The sequence below is a fragment of the Serratia sp. CY31944 genome (assembly GCF_052169175.1).
GTDB lineage: Bacteria > Pseudomonadota > Gammaproteobacteria > Enterobacterales > Enterobacteriaceae > Serratia > Serratia sarumanii.
On record NZ_JBJNLG010000002.1, the window covers coordinates 336,899 to 356,405 of the forward strand.

The following is a 19,507-nucleotide window of genomic DNA, read 5'->3' on the forward strand; positions in this document are numbered from 1 at the left end:
TATCTCCTTCAACGGCCCGTCTCGCCAGTATAGACCGTGCCGGCGCGGCCAACCCGCCAACGCCGCCGCGCTCTTTACGGCATTTTTATTCCACGCTCCGTTAACGTTACGGCGTTTTTACAGACAGTTTTTGCCGCCGCAGATACCCTTTTCACATCGCCGCTATGGCCTCACAAGAGAGTTGTCCCATGCGTTTATCCCTGCCTCTGGCCGTGACCGGTCGTCGTTCTGGAGCACGCCATGCATTCTAATATCATCGGCTTCAATCCGCTGCTGGCGGAGCTGCCCGCTTCGCCAACGCGCGCCTTCCACAAAGAGCTGGAACACTACCTGCAGCGCTATCCGCAGACCGAGCAGCTGGATATTTATCTGCACGATCTGAACGGCCAGCTGCGCGGCAAGCGGCTGCCGATCGCCGAAGCCTTTGGGCTGGAAAAAGGCTGTTACTTCCCGCTGTCGATCTACGCCCTGGATCTGCACGGCCGGGTGATTGAAGAAAGCGGGCTGGGGCAGCGGGCGGGCGAGCCGGACCGCTTGTGCCTGCCGGTGCCCGGCACGCTGCGCCCCTGCGCGCGCGATCCTGAACGCCACGCCCAGCTGCTGCTGACGATGCAAAATGCCGACGGCGGCGCCTGCGAGCTGGAGCCGCGCGTGGTGCTGCAACGGGTGCTGAAGCGCCTGCACGAGCGCAACTGCTTCCCGGTGGTGGCGGCCGAGCTGGAGTTCTACCTGCAGGATCCGCAGCACCCCACCGAGGCGGAAGCCTGCCCGACGCAGAGCTTCGCGGTGGATGCGCCCGAGCGCCACCATGCGCTGCTGAGCGACATCGAACGGCACGCCCGCCTGCAAAACCTGCCGTTGACCGGCGTGGTGGCCGAAGCCGCCTCCGGCCAATACGAGCTGAATCTGCATCACAGCCGGCGCGTGCTGGAAGCCTGCGACCAGATCATGGCGCTAAAGCGCCTGACGCGGCAGATTGCCGAGCAACATCACCAGCACGCCTGCTTTATGGCCAAGCCCTGCGCCCACGCCGCCGGCAGCGGGCTGCATTTCCACATCAGCCTGCAGAACGAGCACGGCGAGAACCTGCTGACCGGCGCGCCGGGCGAACTGAGCGACAACATGCAGCAGGCGATGGCGGGCATGCTGGCGCTGATGCCGGCGTCGATGGCGATCCTGGCGCCCAACATCAACGCGTTTCGCCGTTTCCGCCCCGGCATGCACGTGCCGCTGCGCGCCTCCTGGGGCCACAACAACCGCACGGTGGCGCTGCGCCTGCCCTGCGCCGACAGCGCCAACCAGCGCATCGAATACCGCCTGGCCGGCGCCGACGCCAACCCTTATCTGGCGCTGGCGGTGATGCTCGGCGGCCTGCTGCACGGGCTGGAACACCCGCTGCCGCTGCCGCCCGCCGCCAACGGCTGCGAGAGCGACAACGCCGCGCCCTTGCCGCTCGGCCAACAGGAGGCGCTGGCGCTGTTCCGCCACAGCGATCCGCTGCGTGAGCTGCTCGGCCCGGCGTTCTGCACCCTGTGGCACACCTGCAAAAGCGCCGAACTGCGCCGCTTCGAGGAACAGGTCACCGCCGCCGAACTCGGCTGGATGCTGTAACCCCCGGTTCATTAACCTAAGGATAATCATGAATATGCAACCGCAACGGGCGCCCGTGCAGCCGCTGCTCTGCTGGCGCAAAGGCGTTTTTCATATCAGCACCGATCGGCAGTTGTTGGATATCGAGGCGATCCAACGTTTTCTCAGCTTGCCGGATCGGGCGGCGGCCGAGCGCCTGGTGCACCACGGCCTGTGCTTTGGCCTGTACCGCAAGCGCCACCTGCTCGGCTTCGCCCGCATGGTGACCGATTACGCCACCTTCGCCTCGGTGAGCGAACTGTTCGTCAGCGCCGAATACCGCGGCGTCGGGTTGGGAAGCTGGCTGACGCGCTGCTGCCTGGCGCATCCGACCTTGCGCGGCCTGCGCGTCACGCTGCCCGCCCTGCAAGCACCCTGGCGCGCCGATGGTTCGGCACACGCCCTGCGCGCCCTTCACTGATGAGGAGACCCCCATGTCTCGTTTGGTGCTGATTTCCAACAAGCAGTGCGACGGTAAGGATCTGGCCTGCGCCGGCCAGACGCTGGCGACCGATGCCGAACCGGGGCTGTGGCTCGGCTGGAACGGCGACGTGCAGAATTTCGCGCAGCGCCCGATCAGCTGCCGGCAGCGCGCCGGTTACGATCAGGTGACCTTTCCGCTGTCGATCGAGGAGTTTCGCCGCCACTATCAGGGCTATTACCACGACGGCCTGTGGCCGGTGTTCCACAACCAGCCGGAGAAGGCGCACTTCACGCCGGAAAACTACCGCGCCTATCGGCAGCTGAACCGCCGGTTTGCCGATATCGCCTGCGAGCACCTGTGCCCCGGCGATACCGTCTGCATCGACGACTACCAGCTGCTGCCCTGCGCCCAGGCGCTGAAGGAGCAAGGGCTGCTTAACGCCTGCGCGTTTTTCTTCCACCTGCCGTTCCCGTCGGCGGCGCTGCTGCGGCGCATCCCGGAACATCGCCAGCTGATCGCCTCGCTGCTGTTCTACGATCTGATTGGCTTTACCACCACCGACGATCGCAATGCCTTTCTCAGCTGCCTGGCCGCCGAGTTCCCGCTGGAGATGCTGCCCGACGACCAGATCCAGGCCAACGGGCATATTTTCGCCACCGGCATTTTCCCCGCTGGCATCAACGGCAGGCAGGTTTATTGATTTACGGCGGCGCGCACCCTTCAGGCGCGCCGTTTTATTTCGCCGCGATTTATTTTTACCGTCTTTATTGCCATCACCATGCGTTATTTTATTTTCCGGATATAGCGATTAAAAAATGAATATTTATCCTGTTACACATCAACCGTAAAAACCGCGCGGCGCCAATTGCTTTTTATTGGCGAAAAACATTACCCTCTCCCTGCCATATTTAAACCGAGGAGGGCCCCATGGGCGATGAAAGTTTTAGTTTTACGCTAATGCTATTGGGCGTCTTTCAGTAATGCCATCCGCGTTGCATTCTGAAAGACACGGAATGCGGCAACCGTTCCCCTTCTGACGGCCTTTCCCACTCTGCCGGTCCACCCATCGCCCCGCTGCGAAAACAACGTCTGTCTCACCGCTACAGCGGTATTTATCTGGTGCCGCCGGGCATATTCCCCGAGCGCCGACGGATTTCTTATGGGAAAAATAAGGTATTGCGTTATGCAAAATAACCGGGGTACATCTGTTTTCAGAAAGTCTTATTTAAATGACTTTATCGTTATCGCCATCGGTGTTTTTTTCATTGCCTTTTTTATTCGTGCCTGGGGTGACATGCACGGTGACTTCAATGAACAAAACGTCTCTGCCATTAGTCTTGATGCCTGGAACCTGCTTTATTATTCGCTCAGAACCAGCATGCGCTTTCTCCTCGGCATGGCCTGGTCGCTGCTGTTTTCTGTGGTATTCGCCGTGCTGGCCGCGCGCTATACGCCACTGCGCCGGGTGATCCTGCCCTTCGTCAACTTTATGGAGTCGGTGCCGCTGGTAGGGTTCCTGACCTTCACGACCGTGTATTTTCTCAACCTCTACCCGCACAGCGTGATGGGGCTGGAGTGCACCGCCATCTTCGCGGTGTTTACCGGCCAGGCCTGGAACATGATGCTGACGCTGTATCAGACGCTGCGCATCGTGCCCAAGGAGCTGGATGAAGCCGCCCGCAGCTTCAATTACAACCCGTGGCAACGCTTCTGGCGGCTGGAGTTCATCTATTCGGTGCCGGGCCTGCTGTGGAACGCCATGGTGTCGCAATCCGCCGCCTGGTTCGCCCTGGTGGCCTCCGAAGCCATTCCGGTCGGCGATCGCTCGGTCGAACTGCCCGGCGTCGGCTCCTATATCGCCGAAGCGCTGGCGCAGCAGAACGTGCCGGCGATCCTGTATGCGATCGTCGCGCTGGCCGCCAACATCGTGCTGCTCGATCAGCTGGTTTTCCGCCCGCTGGTGCGCTACACCGCGCGCTTCAAATACGAAGACGTCACCGCCAGCCGGCCGCTCGGCAATCCGTGGTTCTACAACAGTCTGGCCTTTTCGCACGTCGGTGCGGCACTGGGCCACACGCTGCGCGCGCTGGCTGACCTGTGGCTGTTCAAGCTGCCGCGGCTGTGGTACGCCCTCGGCCTGCACCGCCTGTTCAGGCTCGCCGCCAAGGGGAACTGGCTGTGGCGCAGCCTGTGGTATCTCGGCGTGGTGCTGGCCTGCGTCTGGTTCGGTTACCGGCTGTGGGAATACTTCCCCAAACAGTACTTCGCCATGCTGCCGGAATGGATGCTGCTCACCACCGCGCGCGTGGCCGCGGCCATGCTGCTCAGCGTGGCGATCTTCACGCCGCTGGGGGTGTGGATCGGCATGAATCCGCGGCTGGTGAAGATCTTCCAGCCGATCATCCAGATCCTGGCGGCCATTCCGCCCAACATTTTCTACCCGCTGATCGCCGCCTTCATCGCCATTTATCATCAGGATCTCGGCTGGTGGGCCATCCCGATGATCATGCTGGGCACCCAGTGGTACGTGTTGTTTAACGTGATCGCCGGCGTTTCCGCCATTCCGACGCAGATCACCGAAGTCAGCGAAACCTTCGGCATGCGCCGCTTCCGCTGGTGGCGCTACTACATGCTGCCGGCGATCTTCCCCTACATCGTGACGGGCATCATCTCCGCCGCCGGCGGCGCCTGGAACAGCGCCATCGCCGCCGAGGTGATCCAGTGGGGCAGCACCACCCTCAGCGCCACCGGGCTGGGCGCGTTTATTTCCGTGGTCACCGACGCCGGCAAGAACCCGGAGTCCGCACTGGGCTGCGCCGCCATGTGCGCGCTGGTGGCGCTGTGCATCATCTTCGTCTGGCAACCGCTGTATCGCATCGCGGAAACCAAATTCAAATATGACTGATCAAGGGGGGAACAACATGCTGACTCAAGACGTGATTATCAGCGCCCGCCGGCTGAACAAGACGTTTATCGGCGAAAACAAGCGCCCCAAACCCGTGCTGCGCGACGTGACGCTGACCGTGCACGCCGGCGAGTTCGTCACCATTCTGGGGCAATCCGGCTCGGGCAAGTCCACGCTGCTGCGCATGCTGGCCGGGCTGATCCCACCGGACAGCGGCACGCTCACGCTGGCGGGCAAACCGGTCGACGGCCCGAGCGCCAACGTCGGCATGGTGTTTCAGTCCTACGCGCTCTATCCCTGGCTGACGGTGTACGACAACATCGCCTTCGGCCTGCTGGCGCAACGGCTGCCGCCGCAGACGATCGCCGAGCGGCTGGGAGCGCTGCTGCGCCTGGTGGGCCTGACCGGCTATGAGCACGCCTGGCCGCGCGAGCTCTCGGGCGGCATGCGTCAACGGGTGGGCTTCGCCCGGGCGTTGGCGGTAGAGCCCGACCTCTTGCTGCTGGACGAACCCTTCTCCGCCCTCGATATCTTTACCGCGCAAAAACTGCGGGGCGACCTGCTGGCGCTGTGGGGAGACAACCGGCTGCGCACGCGCGCCATGGTGATGGTGACGCACGACGTCGAAGAAGCGGTGCTGATGTCCGATCGGGTGCTGATCCTGGACGCGACCAGCAAACGGATCGACGACGAGTTCAGCGTCAATCTCCCGCGTGCGGCGCGCAACCGGGACAGCCTGCGGCACCTCACCGATCGGATCCGCAGCTGCCTGTACAAAAAAATCGCGCAAGCGCAATCGGCCGGTTAACGGCCCTGTTTTCATTCACTTGGGGAACTGAAATGAACCATAAAAGCGTGCTGATGACGCTGGTCATCCTGCTGCCGGCGGCCGCCAGCGGCGCGGAAATCGTCAATAAAGACGGCAATAAACTGGATCTGTACGGCCAACTGAACGGCGTGCATTACTTCAGCAGCGACGCCGACAATAACGGCGACCGCTCCTATACCCGCTTCGGCTTCAAAGGCGAGACGCAGATCGGCGACGCGCTGACGGGGTATGGCCAATGGGAATATCAGGCAGGGCTCGATCAGCCGGAGAGCGCCGGGCCGGGCGACAGCTATACCCGCCTGGGCTTCGCCGGATTGACGTTCGGCCACTGGGGCAGCCTGGATTACGGCCGCAACTACGGCCTGCTGTATGACGTGGCCGGCTGGACGGACGTGCTGCCTGAATTCGGCAACGACAGCTACGAAGCGGCCGACAACTTTATGACCGGCCGCGCCAACGGCCTGCTGACCTACCACAGCCGCAGCCTGGGCGGTCTGGTCGACGGCCTGGATCTCGGCCTGCAATATCAGGGGAAGAATCGGGGGGACGACGCTCAACGGGCGAAGGATATCCAGACGCAAAACGGCGATGGCTACGCCTTTTCCGCCACCTATGACACCGGCGTGGGGCTCAACGTTGGCGCCGCCTACGCCAACTCTGCGCGCACGCTGGCGCAACAGCGCTTCGGCCTGGCTGACGGCGATCGCGCCCGGGCCTGGACGCTGGGGCTGAAATACGACCAGGACAACCTCTACCTGGCGGCAAGCTACGCGCGTACCGAGAACATGACCTACGTCGACGGCGATCGCTACGCCGGCTTCGCCCCCCGCGCAGACGCCGTCGAGGCGGTCGCGCAGTATCACTTCGATTCCGGCGTCACGCCCTCGCTGGCCTACCTGCAAACGCGCGGCCGCAACCTGCCCGGCATTGGCGACGCCGATCTGGTCAAATACCTGGATCTGGCGCTGAATTACAGCTTCAACGCCAACATGTCGACCTACGTGGAGTACAAACTCAACCTGCTGCAACGGCAGAACGCCGTCGGCGCCGGCGCCGACGACATCGTCGAAACCGGCATCATGTATCAGTTCTGATCCTCATCCCGGCCGGAGGATGCTCTCCGGCCGGTTCATTATGTGACTTTCTGCTGGCCTCTTATTCTCTCGTTTAATTCAGGTTTATATTTCCATAAAATGATGCCTATATTCATTCTCGCGCCTTCCGTTTACGCCCCGTTTAATGAATAAAGAAAATCTTTCCCGCATTCATATTAAATTACATTTTGCCGCCATAATTCGGCGTAACCACATTGAATAACAGGCTATGGCACGCGTATTATGGCCACACGAAAAATAACGGGAGAATGATATGGACGGCGACAGTTGGTTGTTTATTTTATTGTTGGAATCGCTGAGGTCACAGGAGCAATAGTCATCCCATTGCATCCTGAAAGTGTCAGGATATTAGTCAGTTATAGCATCCCTTCGCTTTACCCTTCAGCCTCTGGCCTCCGCGCATGCCGCACCGGCACGCCCGATGGGCTAACCCCTCCAGCATAAGCGTATTAACAGTCCGATAACGGTCAGGCTTATTTGCACCCGCATTTATTTTACGCCTGCCCGGCGATAAATATCGGCCATTTTTCTATGCTCATATTTTTAATTGGGTGGAGACGGATCATGATGGTAAAAAAAACCACGCTGCTGACGGTCAATAACGTCAGCAAAAGCGTTCAGCCTACCGGTAAAGAGAAACGTCTGGTGCTGAATGAAATCAATTTGCGCCTTTACGACAACGAGGTCGTCAGCATTTTGGGGCAGTCCGGCTCGGGTAAATCCACCCTGCTGCGCATTCTTTCCGGCCTGATCGCGCCGGATCTGGGCACCGTGATGCTGGGGGATAAAAAAGTCTCGGGGCCGAATCCGCAGATCAACATGGTGTTCCAGACTTTCGCCATTTTCCCGTGGCTGAACATCTACCAAAATATCGCCTTCGGGCTGCAGGCGCAGGATTTGCCGCCGCAGGTGGTCGAAGCCCAGACGCTGAAAATGCTCGATCTGGTCGGGCTCTCGCCCTACCGCGACGCCTACCCGCGCGAGCTTTCCGGCGGCATGCGCCAGCGGGTCGGCTTCGCGCGCGCGCTGGCGGTAGAACCGATGCTGCTGTTGCTGGACGAGCCCTTTTCCGCGCTGGACGTCTATACCGGCGAACACCTGCGCAGCGATCTGCTGCGTATCTGGAGCACGCGCCAAATCAAAACCCGCTCCATCGTGCTGGTTACCCACAGCGTAGAGGAGGCGGTGATGATGTCTGACCGCGTCCTCCTGCTGGGCGCCGGCACCCTCGACGGCTGCTATCACATCACGCAGCGCCGCGAGGCGCGCACCCGCGAGGGGATGCAGCCGCTGACGGACAAAATCAGCGAGACGCTCAGCCGGCAGATCGCCGCCGCGCACTGAGCGCCGCCCTGGCCTGGCGGGACGGAATCCCGCCAACTTAACTACCTGTTTATCAAGAGTTACCCCGCCACGGGTGGCTCATGATAAGCGGATAATACATCGAGTTATTATCATGCATTTCATTCATACACTGCTGACGCTGCTGACCGCATCCGTCCTGGGCGCCGCCATCGGCTACGAAAGACAGTTCCGCCAGCGCACCGCCGGGCTGCGCACCAACACGCTGGTGGCCACCAGCGCGGCGATCTTCGTCCATCTGGCCATGACCATCGACGGCAGCGGCGGCGCGGTGCGCGTCATCTCCTACGTGGTCTCCGGCGTCGGCTTTCTCGGCGCCGGGGCCATCATGAAGGAAGGGATGAACATTCGCGGCCTGAACACCGCCGCCACGCTCTGGGGCTCCGCGGCGGTCGGCGCCTGCGCCGGCTGCGGCCTGTACGGTGACGCGCTGGCCGCCACGCTGTTCGTGCTCGCCGCCAACACCCTGTTGCGCCCGCTGGTCAATATGGTCAACAAACAGCCCTTCAATGACGTTAACGGCGAGTCTACCTACCAGATTTGCGTCATTGCCTTCGAGCATGAGCAGCGTGAGGCGCTGGCCAAATTCAAACAGGTGCTGCAAGGGGAAAACTGCTTTATCTCGCATCTGGATATCGAACCCTTCGGCGACGACGACGTGGAGATCACCGCCACCTTGATGCCGGCCTCCGTCACCACGCCGGTGCTCGACCAAACCATCAATAAATTGCTGAACGACAGCATGATGAAGCAGGCCTATTACAGCCGCATCGCCGGCTCCGGCTGATGCCTTTCACTTCCAGGGAGATCAACCATGAAAACCATGCCAAAGCTGGCGCATCTGACGATGTTCAAAGACATTGTCCACTGTGGAAGCTTGCACGAGGCCGCGAAAAAGCTGGCCATCTCGCAGCCGACGCTCAGCCGGGTGCTGAAAGAGCTGGAAATGACCATCGGTGCGCGGCTGCTGGAGCGCAGCAACCGCGGCGTGCGCCTGACGGCGGTCGGCGAGCTGTTTTACCGGCGAATAGACGCCGCCACCAATCAGTTGCTCAACGCGTTTGACGAGCTGCGCGGCCTGAGTGCTGACGGCGAGAAGCGCCTGCGGGTGGGGATGAGCGTCGATCCGCTGCTATGCTACCTGCCTCAGGTGCTCGAAGGCTTCAACCGCCGCTACCCGCATACCCGGGTGACGGTGGTGGAGGACGGCCCGGAAGGCCTGCTGGCCCGGCTGCGAAACTGCGAGCTGGATTTGGCGGTCAGCAGCCTGAACGGCGCGGCGGGCGGCGCCGATCTGGCCATGCAGGCGCTGAAAAGCGAGCGCTTCTCGCTCTATCAGGGAGGCGATCTAACCGCAGCCGGGCAGCCGCCGGCCGAGGCCAAATGGGTGGTGCCGCGCTCCTGCTCGGTGGGGCATGCCGCCATCCGCGAGATCGCCGAACGCTACACGCCACACGGCCAGATCGTCGAGACCGACTCCTTTCTGGCGACCTGGTGCCTGGTCAGGCAGCAGGGCTATATCGCGCTGCTGAGCGATCGGGTGGTCGCGCACTACGCCCCGCAGCTGCACCTGCAGAAAATCCCGACGCAGGAGATAGACATCAGCGCGCGCTTTTACGTCTTTACCCGCCATGAGCCGGCGACGCCGCCGCTCAGCGCCGCGTTTATCCACCTGCTGCAGGCCATGCAGACGGCCTGAGGAGACAGGCTGCCGCCCGCCGGCGGCCGAATCTCTTCTCCAGATCGCCAACCGCTTACCCCGCCAATCCAACCGTTCACCCGGCGGATCTGACCGCTGACCGAAATACGCCTGTCTTCCCCCCTTACCCCCGGCGATGATGAGCTGTTCCTAAACCCGCCTTACCTCGGGAAAGACGCTACGGCTCGCCGCGCCACTCTGACATCTCTTACAAGCGGATGAGTTCATTCATATTTTGCAGACTGGAATTAAGGATACCTCATGAAACGAGAGGGGATTTTAAAGCACATTCCGTGGATGCTGCTGGGGATACTCGGCGCAGCCTGCCTCGGCGTGGTGGCGCTGCGCCGCGGCGAACACATCAGCGCGCTGTGGATCGTCGTCGCTTCGGTGGCGGTGTATCTGGTGGCCTACCGCTACTACAGCCTGTACATCGCCACCAAAGTGATGAAGCTGGACGCCGGCCGCGCCACCCCGGCGGTGGTCAACAACGACGGCTTGAACTACGTGCCGACCAACAAGAACGTGCTGTTCGGCCACCACTTCGCCGCCATCGCCGGCGCCGGGCCGCTGGTGGGGCCGGTGCTGGCCGCGCAGGTCGGCTACCTGCCCGGCACGCTGTGGCTGCTGGGCGGCGTGGTGCTGGCGGGGGCGGTGCAGGACTTTATGGTGCTGTTCATCTCCTCGCGCCGCAACGGCGCCTCGCTCGGTGAGATCATCAAAAAAGAGATGGGGCCGATACCGGGCACCATCGCGCTGTTCGGCTGCTTCCTGATCATGATCATCATCCTGGCGGTGCTGGCGCTGATCGTGGTGAAAGCGCTGGCGGAAAGCCCGTGGGGCGTGTTCACCGTCTGCTCCACCGTGCCAATCGCGCTGTTTATGGGCATCTACATGCGCTACCTGCGCCCCGGCCGCGTGGGTGAAGTGTCAGTCATCGGCATCGTGCTGCTGGTGGCCGCCATCTGGTTCGGCGGCGTGGTGGCGCACGACCCGTACTGGGGCCCGGCGCTGACCTTTAAAGACACCACCATCACCTTCACGCTGATCGGCTACGCGTTCGTCTCCGCCCTGCTGCCGGTGTGGCTGATCCTGGCGCCGCGCGACTACCTGGCCACCTTCCTGAAGATCGGCGTGATCGTCGGGCTGGCGATCGGCATCGTGATCCTCAACCCTGAGCTGAAAATGCCGGCGGTCACCCAGTTCGTCGACGGCACCGGCCCGGTGTGGAAAGGCACCCTGTTCCCGTTCCTGTTCATCACCATCGCCTGCGGCGCGGTCTCCGGCTTCCATGCGTTGATCGCCTCCGGCACCACGCCGAAGCTGTTGGCCAATGAGACCGACGCGCGCTTTATCGGCTACGGCGCGATGCTGATGGAGTCCTTCGTCGCCATCATGGCGCTGGTGGCGGCTTCTATCATCGAGCCGGGCCTGTACTTCGCCATGAACACCCCGCCGGCGGCGCTGGGCATCACCATGCCGGATCTGCACCGCCTGGGCACCGAAGACGCGCCGATGATCATGGCTTCGCTGAAGGACGTCACCGTGCATGCGGCGGCGGCGGTCAGTTCCTGGGGCTTCGTCATCAGCCCGGAACAGATCCTGCAGACCGCCACCGACATCGGCGAACCTTCAGTGCTGAACCGCGCCGGCGGCGCGCCAACGCTGGCGGTGGGCATCGCCCACGTGTTCCATCAGATCATTCCGGGCGCCAACATGGGCTTCTGGTACCACTTCGGCATTCTGTTCGAGGCGCTGTTCATCCTGACCGCGCTGGACGCCGGCACCCGCTCCGGCCGCTTTATGCTGCAGGATCTGCTGGGCAACTTCGTGCCGTTCCTGAAGAAAACCGACTCGCTGGTGGCCGGCATCGTCGGCACCGCCGGCTGCGTCGGGCTGTGGGGCTACCTGCTGTATCAGGGCGTGGTGGATCCGCTCGGCGGCGTGAAGAGCCTGTGGCCGCTGTTCGGCATCTCCAACCAGATGCTGGCCGCCGTGGCGCTGGTGCTGGGCACCGTGGTGCTGATTAAGATGAAGCGCACCCAATACATCTGGGTGACCGTGCTGCCGGCGGTGTGGCTGCTGATCTGCACCACCTACGCGCTGGGGCTGAAGCTGTTCAGCGACAACCCGCAGCTGGAAGGCTTCTTCTTCCTGGCCGGCGAGTACAAACGCAAGATCGCCGAAGGCGGCGCCGAGCTGAGCGCCCAGCAGATCGCCAACATGAACCACATCGTGGTGAACAACTACACCAACGCCGGGCTGAGCATTCTGTTCCTGCTGGTGGTGTACAGCATCATCTTCTATGGGGTGAAAACCGCGCTGGCGGCGCACAAAAACCCGAAACGCACCGACCAGGAAACGCCTTACGTGCCGGTGCCGCAGGCCGCGCCCGCCGACGACGTAACTGAGGGGGAGGTCAAAGTTTCGACCCAGCATTGATGTGATTTAACGGATACCCTGCATAATAAACGTTAAGCAGTACCCAAAGCCGCACGGCCTGTGCATCGTAAGACGCCAGGCGTGCGGCGCGATGCAATCGAGATACCCGGGGCGACCCGGAGGTGGGGCATCCCTGCGGGAACCCCATCCCCCGGCTTCCCCTAATATCAGGCTTAAGCAAGCGCTGTAGTGATGCAGGGTAAAGTTGGAGAAGGCTTATGTTCGGAAATCTCGGCCAGGCGGGGAAATATCTCGGGCAGGCGGCGCGCATGTTGGTGGGCGTGCCTGACTACGATACCTACGTCCAGCACATGAAAGACAACCACCCGGACAAGCCGGTGATGACCTATAAAGAATTTTTCCGCGAGCGCCAGCAAGCGCGCTACGGCGGCGACGGCAAAGGCGGCATGCGCTGCTGTTAACCCGCAGTCACAAGGACCCGTATGAAACCCATCGCAGTCACCATCCTGACCGGCTTTTTGGGCGCCGGCAAAACCACCCTGCTGCGCCACATCTTGAACGCCGAACACGGCTATAAAATCGCGGTTATCGAGAACGAGTTCGGCGAAGTGCCGATCGACGACGCGCTGATCGGCGATCGCGCCAGCCGCATCACCACCTTGAGCAACGGCTGCATCTGCTGCAGCAAATCCAACGAACTGGCGGACGCGCTGCTGGATCTGCTGGACGGCGCCGACAGCGGCCAGCTGGCGTTCGACCGGCTGATCATCGAATGCACCGGCATGGCCGATCCCGGCCCGATTACCCAGACTTTTTTCTCGCACGAGATCCTGTGCGAGCGCTTCCTGCTGGACGGCATCATCACCCTGGTGGACGCGGCGCACGCCGACCAACAGCTGAGCCAGTTCAGCATCGCCCAGGCGCAGGTGGGCTACGCCGACCGCCTCCTGCTGACCAAAACCGACGTGGCGCCGGACTGCGAAGCGCTGATCCAGCGGCTGCAGCGGATGAACGCCCGCGCGCCGGTCTACAAGGTGACGCACGGCGATATCGATTTGAGCGTGCTGTTCGACATCGAAGGCTTTACGCTGAACGACAAGCTCAACCTGACGCCGCCCGCCCCGCTGTTCCGCCGCATCCCGCAGCCGCAGAGCGACATCCGCTCAATTGTGGTGACGCTGGAACGGCCGCTGCCGCTGATGCAAATCTCCGACGTGATGGAAGGCCTGCTGCTGGAATACGCCGACAACCTGCTGCGCTACAAAGGCATTCTGTCTATCGAAGACGAGCCGCGCCGCCTGCTGTTCCAGGGCGTACAGCGCCTGTATAACGCCGACTGGGATCGGGAGTGGCTGCCTGAGGAAGAACGCAAGAGCACGCTGGTGTTTATCGGCGTGGATCTGCCGGAGGAGGAGATTCGAGGAAGGATTGGGGGGTTGGGGTAAGATAAACCATTCCCCAGACCAACGCGGCCCCTATCCGACAAACTCAAGGATGAACGATGGCAAACAACGTGATGCTAGTAGCATTAAAGGCGCTTAACCTGTGCGCGAGCACTTATATCGTCATCAAACTGAGCACGGTATTAGCCATCGGCATCATGTTCCTTATTGTCTCTTACGCCGGCGTGGGGGACGTTGGGCTGTCCAATCTCCTCGCCGGGGCATTCATTATCCTGCCGCTGTTGGTCGTCGTCGGCGGAACACTTATCGTCTGCGCCGTCGCCGCCTATCTCAACCTAAAGGCGCCCTATCGTAAAAAAGCGCTGTTCTTTAGCCTGCTACTGGGCAGCATCTCTGCGGCTGGCCTGCTGTTGCCCTACACGCGCGAGTTCGCGCTATCCACGGCAGCCGCCAGCGCCCTGGCGTTGGGCAGCGCGCTGGGGATTTTTGCTTTGTCGAAGGGACGGGTTCAAGCGTTGTAGCACCTGAAAAAGGCGGGTACGCGATTATGTCTTTCCCCAATACGGCCCTGCCGCCACCGACTCGCGCTCGATCAGGCTGGCCGGGAAGCTGGGGCGCTTGCTCAGCTCGCCGCAGTTAAACATCGATAGCTGGTTTAACCGGCCCCAACTATCTCCTCTACTCTTCTTGCCGCCGCACCGCCGCAGGGTGCCGGTTGCTGGCCAGATTGATGCCCAGCAGCAGCACGGCCAAAGCGGCCGCCAACGCGAAGGAAAAACGGTAGCCCAGGCTGGCGGTCATCCCCACCATCAGCATATTGCTGACCATTTCCCCGATATCGCGCGAGCTTTGCACCATGGTCATGTCTGTGCCCGCCTGATCGCCCTGCGCAGCGAACTGCATGCCGGCAGTCATGATAGCGACCGAGGTCACTCCGGAAGCCAGCGCGCCTCCCATCACTGCGGCGATCACGCCGCCGGATTGCAGACCCCAGTTGGCCATCGCCAGCCAGCACAGCGAGGCGCACAGCGCACAACCCAGGCCAACCGCGAACGCCTTCCACACCCCGAGCCGGCTCACCAGCCAGGCGCCGCCACCGCACCCGAGCACCAGCGTCACCATGCCGCCGGCCATGCCGATCTGGCCGACCTGCGCCGGCGTCCAACCGTGATCGGTTAAAAACAGCTTGGCCAACCCGAAGCCGGATACCGCGGTCACCGCCGACAGCAGCGTGAGCGTCAGCAACCGCGCCGCGCCGCGACGGCGCAGCGTGCGCAGCAGGCTGGCCGGACGCGAATCGGCGCGTTCGGGCGGCAGATCGGCGTGTTGTCGGAAGCGGCCAATCGCCAGCAGGCTGACGGCAGGGAAGATCGCCATCGCCAGCAGCGCACCCTGCACGCCTACCCGGGCACTCAGCATCATCATGCCCGCCCCGCCGACGAAGAAGCCGCTCATCACCCCGGCGATTTGAATGGCATTGACGCGCGACAGCAACTCACCGCTGACGTGTTCCGCCGCCATGCCATCAGTGGCGATATCCTGCGTAGCGCTGGCCAGCGACGCGACGGCCAGCAGCGCGACGCACAGCCCTGCCGCCGCCGCGGAAATGCCGACCGCGCTGAGCAGGATCAGGCACATCGTCACCACGCACTGCAGCGGAATAATCCAACTGCGGCGGCGTCCGAAGCGTGGCGACCAGTGATTATCCACCAGCGGCGCCCAAAGAAACTTCACCACCCAGGGCAACCCCACCAGCGGCAAAAACGCCAGCGCCTGCAGGCTGGCGCCGTCATGGCGCAGCAGGGTCGGCAACGCATCCATGGCGATGCCGATCGGGATGCCCTGACTAAAATAGAGCAGCCCCAGGGTCAGCACCAGATGCCGATGTTGCAATAGTTGTCGCATGTTTTACTCCAATTGGCGCGGCCAGGCACCGCGCGATTGCCATAACAAGGAGCCGGCGGCGAACAGAGCCGCGCTGACTAACAGTAAAGCGCTGTCCAGCCAGTACAGGCCGGGGCCGGCGCTGAGCATATGGCCGAGCGCCGCCACCAGCAGCGCCGTACCGCTGGCCATTCCGCTGAGGAACAATAACCACCCCGGCCAAACTCGCCACGCCAACAGCGCCACCGCGCCCCACATTCCCCAAAACAGCCAGGCGGCAGGGAACGCCGCCAGCGGCCGGGCGGCCAACAGCAGACTTCCCGCCACCGTCAGACCACAGCAGACGCCGGTGATAAAGCGCGCGGCACGGCGCTGCGGCTGCCGTAGGCACCACAATCCCAGCCCGCTCAGCGCCAGCGTCGCCGCGCCGAACCCGGCCAAAAAATGCAGCGCGCTCACCGCCGCCGCCGCCCGCGGCAACCAGGCGTATTGGCCATAGTGCAGCGGCTGAACGGCGATGAACGCGCGCGTCCATGGCCCCTGATGAGCGGCGCTGCGCCGCATCAGCGCCGGCTGCTCGCCGCTGCCGAAACGAAATTGCTCGAACAGCGCGCTGCTGGGAATACCGCGAGTGACGCCGCCCACCGCCAGCAATGCACCATCCGGCGCGCGCTGCAGGGTTTGCGGCGTAAATTCCGGTGCCTGGCGCCGCAGCGCCGCCATCGTCTGCGCAAGAGTACGCCCGGCGTCAGGCAAGGGCGGTGCAGGTTGCGCACCGCCCATCAGCTGCGCCATCACCCGCTGCGGCGCACCAGGGCTGACGCGGTCGGCCAGCAGCACAGTACCGAGCGCGCCGAGGCCGGATAACGCGCCGGTCAAAGCGAACATCACCAGCCACGGATAGCACCAAAGCCCCAACAGATTGTGCAGATCGAACAGCAGCACCCGCAGCCCCTGACGCCGCCGCAGCTGCAACAGCTGGCGCAGCCGTCGACCATGCAGCGCAATCCCGCTGATCAGCAGCAAAGCGAACGCGATGCCGAACAAACTGAGAAACACCCGACCGGGAAAGCCGAGAAACAGGTTCTTGTGCAGCGTCACCAACAGCGTGGTAGGTGCCGTCAGGCTGACCAGCCGCCCGCTGACGGCGCTCAGCGCGAGGGCGCAGTCGTCCGGGGCGCGGCAAAAGCGAATCACCGGATAACGCGCGCTCGGCAGCATGACGTAAGGCGCCGCGCCGTCTTCACCGTAGGCTTTCGCGTCGTCCAGCAGCTGCGCCAACGGCCGTTGCTCGCCGCTCATCGTCACGCCGTTCCACCACAGCGTGAAGCTGTCGCCAGCCAGGCTCCAGCAGCCGGTGAACAGGACCACGAACAGCGCGCAGCCGAACAACGCGCCGCAACCCCGATGCAGCGACGCCAAAGCCCGTCGCGCGACGGCGTTCATCGCCACGCCTCCAGCAGCGCCAGCGGCAGCGGCCACCACAACCAGGCGCGCAGCAGCGTGCGACGCCAGTCCGGCGCCAGCAGGCTATACGTCAGCAACGCGATGCCGCCGAACAACGCCAGAAACAGCGCGCCGTAAAGCCGATCGAGCGGGTCGGCCGAGGGATAGCCGCGCGCCAACAGCAGCGCCAGGGTAACGCCCCCCATGGCGCTGCCGAGGCACGCCGCCCATACGCGCATATTCATCAAAACTCGGCCTTGACGGTGAACATCAGGTTGCGCGGTTCACCGTAACGGTTGTTCCACTGCGGCGAGAAAAGCCCGGCGTAGTAGCGGCGATCGAACAGATTGTTGACGTTGAGCGCCGCCGACCAGGTCTCGTCGATGCGATACCCCAGCCGTGCGTTGACCAGCGCATAGCCGCCCTGGCGCAGCGTCGTCGCGCCATTGGCGCTGCTGAACGCGCTCTGCGCCTGGATGCCGCCGCCGATGCTCCACTTGCGCTGATCCCACGGCAGGTCGTAATCGCTCCACAGCCGCAGCATATGACGCGGCGTCAGGCTGTTGTAGGCGCGCCCCTGGTTGCCGGCGTCGCGGGTGTAGCGCGTGTCGGTATAGGTGTAGCCGAGCGTGACGTCCCACCATGGCGTGAGGTATCCGCGCCCTTCCAGCTCGAGGCCTTCACTGCGAGCCTTGCCGCCGCTGATATACCAGGTATCGAAACCGCCGCCCGGGTGATCGGGATCCACCTGCGGGTTGTTCTCCAGATCGATGCGGAACGCCGCGGCCGAGAGGTTGAGCGCGCCATTCATCAGCGACGTCTTCACCCCGCTTTCCAACGTGCGGCCCTCCACCGGCTTAAGCATCTGCCCGCTCCAGGTTTTGCCGCTCTGCGGCTGAAACACCGTGGCGTAGCTGGCATACCACGACCAGTCTTTGGCGAAATCCCAGATCAGGCCGCCGTAGGGGGTCAGACGCGCGTTCTCTTCCAGAGTGTCGCTGGGCGAACGCAGTTGCCACCAGCTTTCGCGCGCGCCGGCCACCAGCGTCAGCGGCTCCGCCAGTTTAATGCGGCCCATGCCGTACACCCCGTGCTGAACGGTTTTGGTCGACCCCGGCGAGCTGTAAGCGCCGATCGCTGGCTTCGGCACGCCGTGCGGATCCCAGCGGTAGACGTTCACCGGCACCTGAAACACCGAATCAAACCGTGCGGTGAACTGTTCTTCTTCGGCATGGGTGTAGCTGGCGCCGACGACCAGCTCGTGCCGCAACCCCCAGGCGTCGATCTTGCCGTTCAGGCTGGCGTCCAGCCCCAGCTGCTGATTGCGAAAACGATAGGCGCCGCCCATCAGCGCCGCGCCGTCGCCGGTGGCCGGATCGACGTTGCCCCAAGCGCCGGCATACAGCAGGCGAGACTTGGCGTGCAGATAGTCGCCGCTCAGCTTGGCCTGCCAGTCGTCGTTCAGCCGATGCTCCACCGCGGCGAACAGCCGCGTGGTGTCCCATTTGAAGCGATCCCAGTCCACGTCCAGATAGGTGCTGCGCGGCAGGTGCAGATCGCTGCCGTCTTTCCCCATCGGCACCCCGGCCATATTGGTGACGGAATCGATGGTTTGGTACTGCGCGCCGACACGCAGCAGGGTATCCGGCGTCAGATCGGCGTCGACGGTGGCATACAGCAAACGGGTTTTCTGATCCGAGACGCGATAGAAATAATCGCGATCTTCCCATGCCATCACCGCACGGCCGCGCACGCTGCCCGACGCGTTCAGCGGGCCGCCCACGTCCGCTTCGCCGCGATACTGATTCCAGCTCCCGGCGCTGGCGGTAAACTGCGCGCGGTTTTGCGCCAGTCCGTGCTTGCGCACCATGTTGACCGTGGCCGCCGGGTTGCCGAGCCCGTGCAGCAGGCCGTTGGAGCCGCGCAGGATCTCCACCCGCTCATACACCGCCATGTCCTGCGGCGAGCTGGCGGTATTGCCCAGCAGCGTCGGCACGCCGTCCAGTTCGAACGAATCGATCTTGAAGCCGCGCGCATACCACGCGGTGGTCAGCAACACGAAGGGGGCGCTGGTGACGCCGGTGGCGCGCGTCATCACCGCATCCAGCGATGTGAGATTCTGCTGCTCCATCTGCTGGCGATCGATCACGCTGACCGACTGGGCCACTTCACGCGGTTTCAGCGGGATTTTCCCCAGCGTGGTGACGCCGGGAGCCACATAGTCATCCCGCGCCGCCGCGCCGGCGGTCACGGTGAGGGTATCTTCTTTTACGTCCGTTTTGGCCGGCGCATCCTGCGCCAGCGCCCCGGTGCCGCACAGCGCGCACAGCAACGCGCCGCGGCGCATCGCGGCCGCCACTGGTGAGAGGTGAATGAGTCGCATGTTTTTCCCTGATTGTTATTGTTAA

17 protein-coding genes are annotated in these 19,507 nt (G+C 63.0%); 13 read left to right on the forward strand and 4 right to left on the reverse strand.

Annotated elements, in window-relative coordinates; all coding sequences use genetic code 11:
- Nucleotides 1-240: 240 nt before the first annotated feature.
- The 13 genes from ACJ8IN_RS03905 (at nucleotide 241) to ACJ8IN_RS03965 (ending at nucleotide 14,290) form a co-directional block, all read left to right on the forward strand.
- Complete coding sequence (locus tag ACJ8IN_RS03905) at nucleotides 241-1,611, forward strand: glutamine synthetase family protein (protein ID WP_103772826.1); 1,371 nt, start codon at nucleotides 241-243, stop codon at nucleotides 1,609-1,611.
- Nucleotides 1,612-1,639: 28 nt separating this feature from the next.
- Nucleotides 1,640-2,050 (forward strand): GNAT family N-acetyltransferase, encoded by a 411-nt coding sequence (locus tag ACJ8IN_RS03910; RefSeq protein ID WP_041037740.1) that lies wholly within the window; start codon nucleotides 1,640-1,642, stop codon nucleotides 2,048-2,050.
- Between the two features lie 13 nt (nucleotides 2,051-2,063).
- Nucleotides 2,064-2,753, forward strand: coding sequence for a trehalose-6-phosphate synthase (locus tag ACJ8IN_RS03915; protein ID WP_033652815.1), 690 nt, complete (start codon nucleotides 2,064-2,066; stop codon nucleotides 2,751-2,753).
- 678 nt (nucleotides 2,754-3,431) lie between these two features.
- Nucleotides 3,432-4,958 carry an ABC transporter permease subunit gene (locus ACJ8IN_RS03920; RefSeq protein ID WP_197802962.1) on the forward strand — a complete coding sequence of 509 codons (1,527 nt, stop codon included), beginning with the start codon at nucleotides 3,432-3,434 and terminating at the stop codon, nucleotides 4,956-4,958.
- A gap of 16 nt (nucleotides 4,959-4,974) precedes the next feature.
- On the forward strand, nucleotides 4,975-5,766 hold the full coding sequence (locus ACJ8IN_RS03925; RefSeq protein ID WP_053091945.1) for an ABC transporter ATP-binding protein: 792 nt from the start codon (nucleotides 4,975-4,977) through the stop codon (nucleotides 5,764-5,766).
- Nucleotides 5,767-5,798: 32 nt separating this feature from the next.
- Nucleotides 5,799-6,881 (forward strand): porin, encoded by a 1,083-nt coding sequence (locus ACJ8IN_RS03930; RefSeq protein ID WP_089187563.1) that lies wholly within the window; start codon nucleotides 5,799-5,801, stop codon nucleotides 6,879-6,881.
- Nucleotides 6,882-7,466: 585 nt separating this feature from the next.
- The gene (locus ACJ8IN_RS03935) at nucleotides 7,467-8,246 is read left to right on the forward strand and encodes an ABC transporter ATP-binding protein (protein WP_308325395.1); all 780 of its coding nucleotides are present in this window, start codon (nucleotides 7,467-7,469) and stop codon (nucleotides 8,244-8,246) included.
- 112 nt (nucleotides 8,247-8,358) lie between these two features.
- Nucleotides 8,359-9,051, forward strand: coding sequence for an MgtC/SapB family protein (locus ACJ8IN_RS03940; protein WP_019453282.1), 693 nt, complete (start codon nucleotides 8,359-8,361; stop codon nucleotides 9,049-9,051).
- 27 nt (nucleotides 9,052-9,078) lie between these two features.
- Nucleotides 9,079-9,963, forward strand: a complete 885-nt coding sequence (locus ACJ8IN_RS03945; RefSeq protein ID WP_039567600.1) for a LysR family transcriptional regulator — start codon at nucleotides 9,079-9,081, stop codon at nucleotides 9,961-9,963.
- A gap of 261 nt (nucleotides 9,964-10,224) precedes the next feature.
- Entirely contained in the window at nucleotides 10,225-12,405 is a 2,181-nt protein-coding gene (locus ACJ8IN_RS03950; protein WP_060423074.1) for a carbon starvation CstA family protein, read from the forward strand.
- 218 nt (nucleotides 12,406-12,623) lie between these two features.
- Complete coding sequence (locus tag ACJ8IN_RS03955; protein WP_004953088.1) at nucleotides 12,624-12,827, forward strand: YbdD/YjiX family protein; 204 nt, start codon at nucleotides 12,624-12,626, stop codon at nucleotides 12,825-12,827.
- A 21-nt stretch (nucleotides 12,828-12,848) separates the two neighbouring features.
- Nucleotides 12,849-13,811: a GTPase gene (gene yjiA, locus ACJ8IN_RS03960; protein ID WP_308325394.1), complete on the forward strand. Its 963-nt coding sequence runs from the start codon at nucleotides 12,849-12,851 to the stop codon at nucleotides 13,809-13,811.
- Between the two features lie 56 nt (nucleotides 13,812-13,867).
- Nucleotides 13,868-14,290 (forward strand): hypothetical protein, encoded by a 423-nt coding sequence (locus ACJ8IN_RS03965; RefSeq protein WP_033652806.1) that lies wholly within the window; start codon nucleotides 13,868-13,870, stop codon nucleotides 14,288-14,290.
- A gap of 157 nt (nucleotides 14,291-14,447) precedes the next feature.
- Here the strand turns inward: ACJ8IN_RS03965 and ACJ8IN_RS03970 are convergent, their stop codons facing one another.
- Genes ACJ8IN_RS03970 through ACJ8IN_RS03985 form a run of 4 tightly spaced genes read right to left on the reverse strand, consistent with a single transcriptional unit; the run spans nucleotide 14,448 to nucleotide 19,482 of the window.
- Nucleotides 14,448-15,674 (reverse strand): RhtX/FptX family siderophore transporter, encoded by a 1,227-nt coding sequence (locus ACJ8IN_RS03970; RefSeq protein WP_033652805.1) that lies wholly within the window; start codon nucleotides 15,672-15,674, stop codon nucleotides 14,448-14,450.
- 3 nt (nucleotides 15,675-15,677) lie between these two features.
- Nucleotides 15,678-17,099, reverse strand: coding sequence for a PepSY-associated TM helix domain-containing protein (locus ACJ8IN_RS03975; RefSeq protein ID WP_060422620.1), 1,422 nt, complete (start codon nucleotides 17,097-17,099; stop codon nucleotides 15,678-15,680).
- Nucleotides 17,096-17,344 carry a hypothetical protein gene (locus ACJ8IN_RS03980; RefSeq protein ID WP_033652804.1) on the reverse strand — a complete coding sequence of 83 codons (249 nt, stop codon included), beginning with the start codon at nucleotides 17,342-17,344 and terminating at the stop codon, nucleotides 17,096-17,098. Before ACJ8IN_RS03980 ends, ACJ8IN_RS03975 begins: the two co-directional genes overlap by 4 nt.
- Nucleotides 17,344-19,482, reverse strand: coding sequence for a TonB-dependent siderophore receptor (locus ACJ8IN_RS03985; RefSeq protein WP_190296750.1), 2,139 nt, complete (start codon nucleotides 19,480-19,482; stop codon nucleotides 17,344-17,346). Before ACJ8IN_RS03985 ends, ACJ8IN_RS03980 begins: the two co-directional genes overlap by 1 nt.
- Between the last annotated feature and the right edge of the window lie 25 nt (nucleotides 19,483-19,507).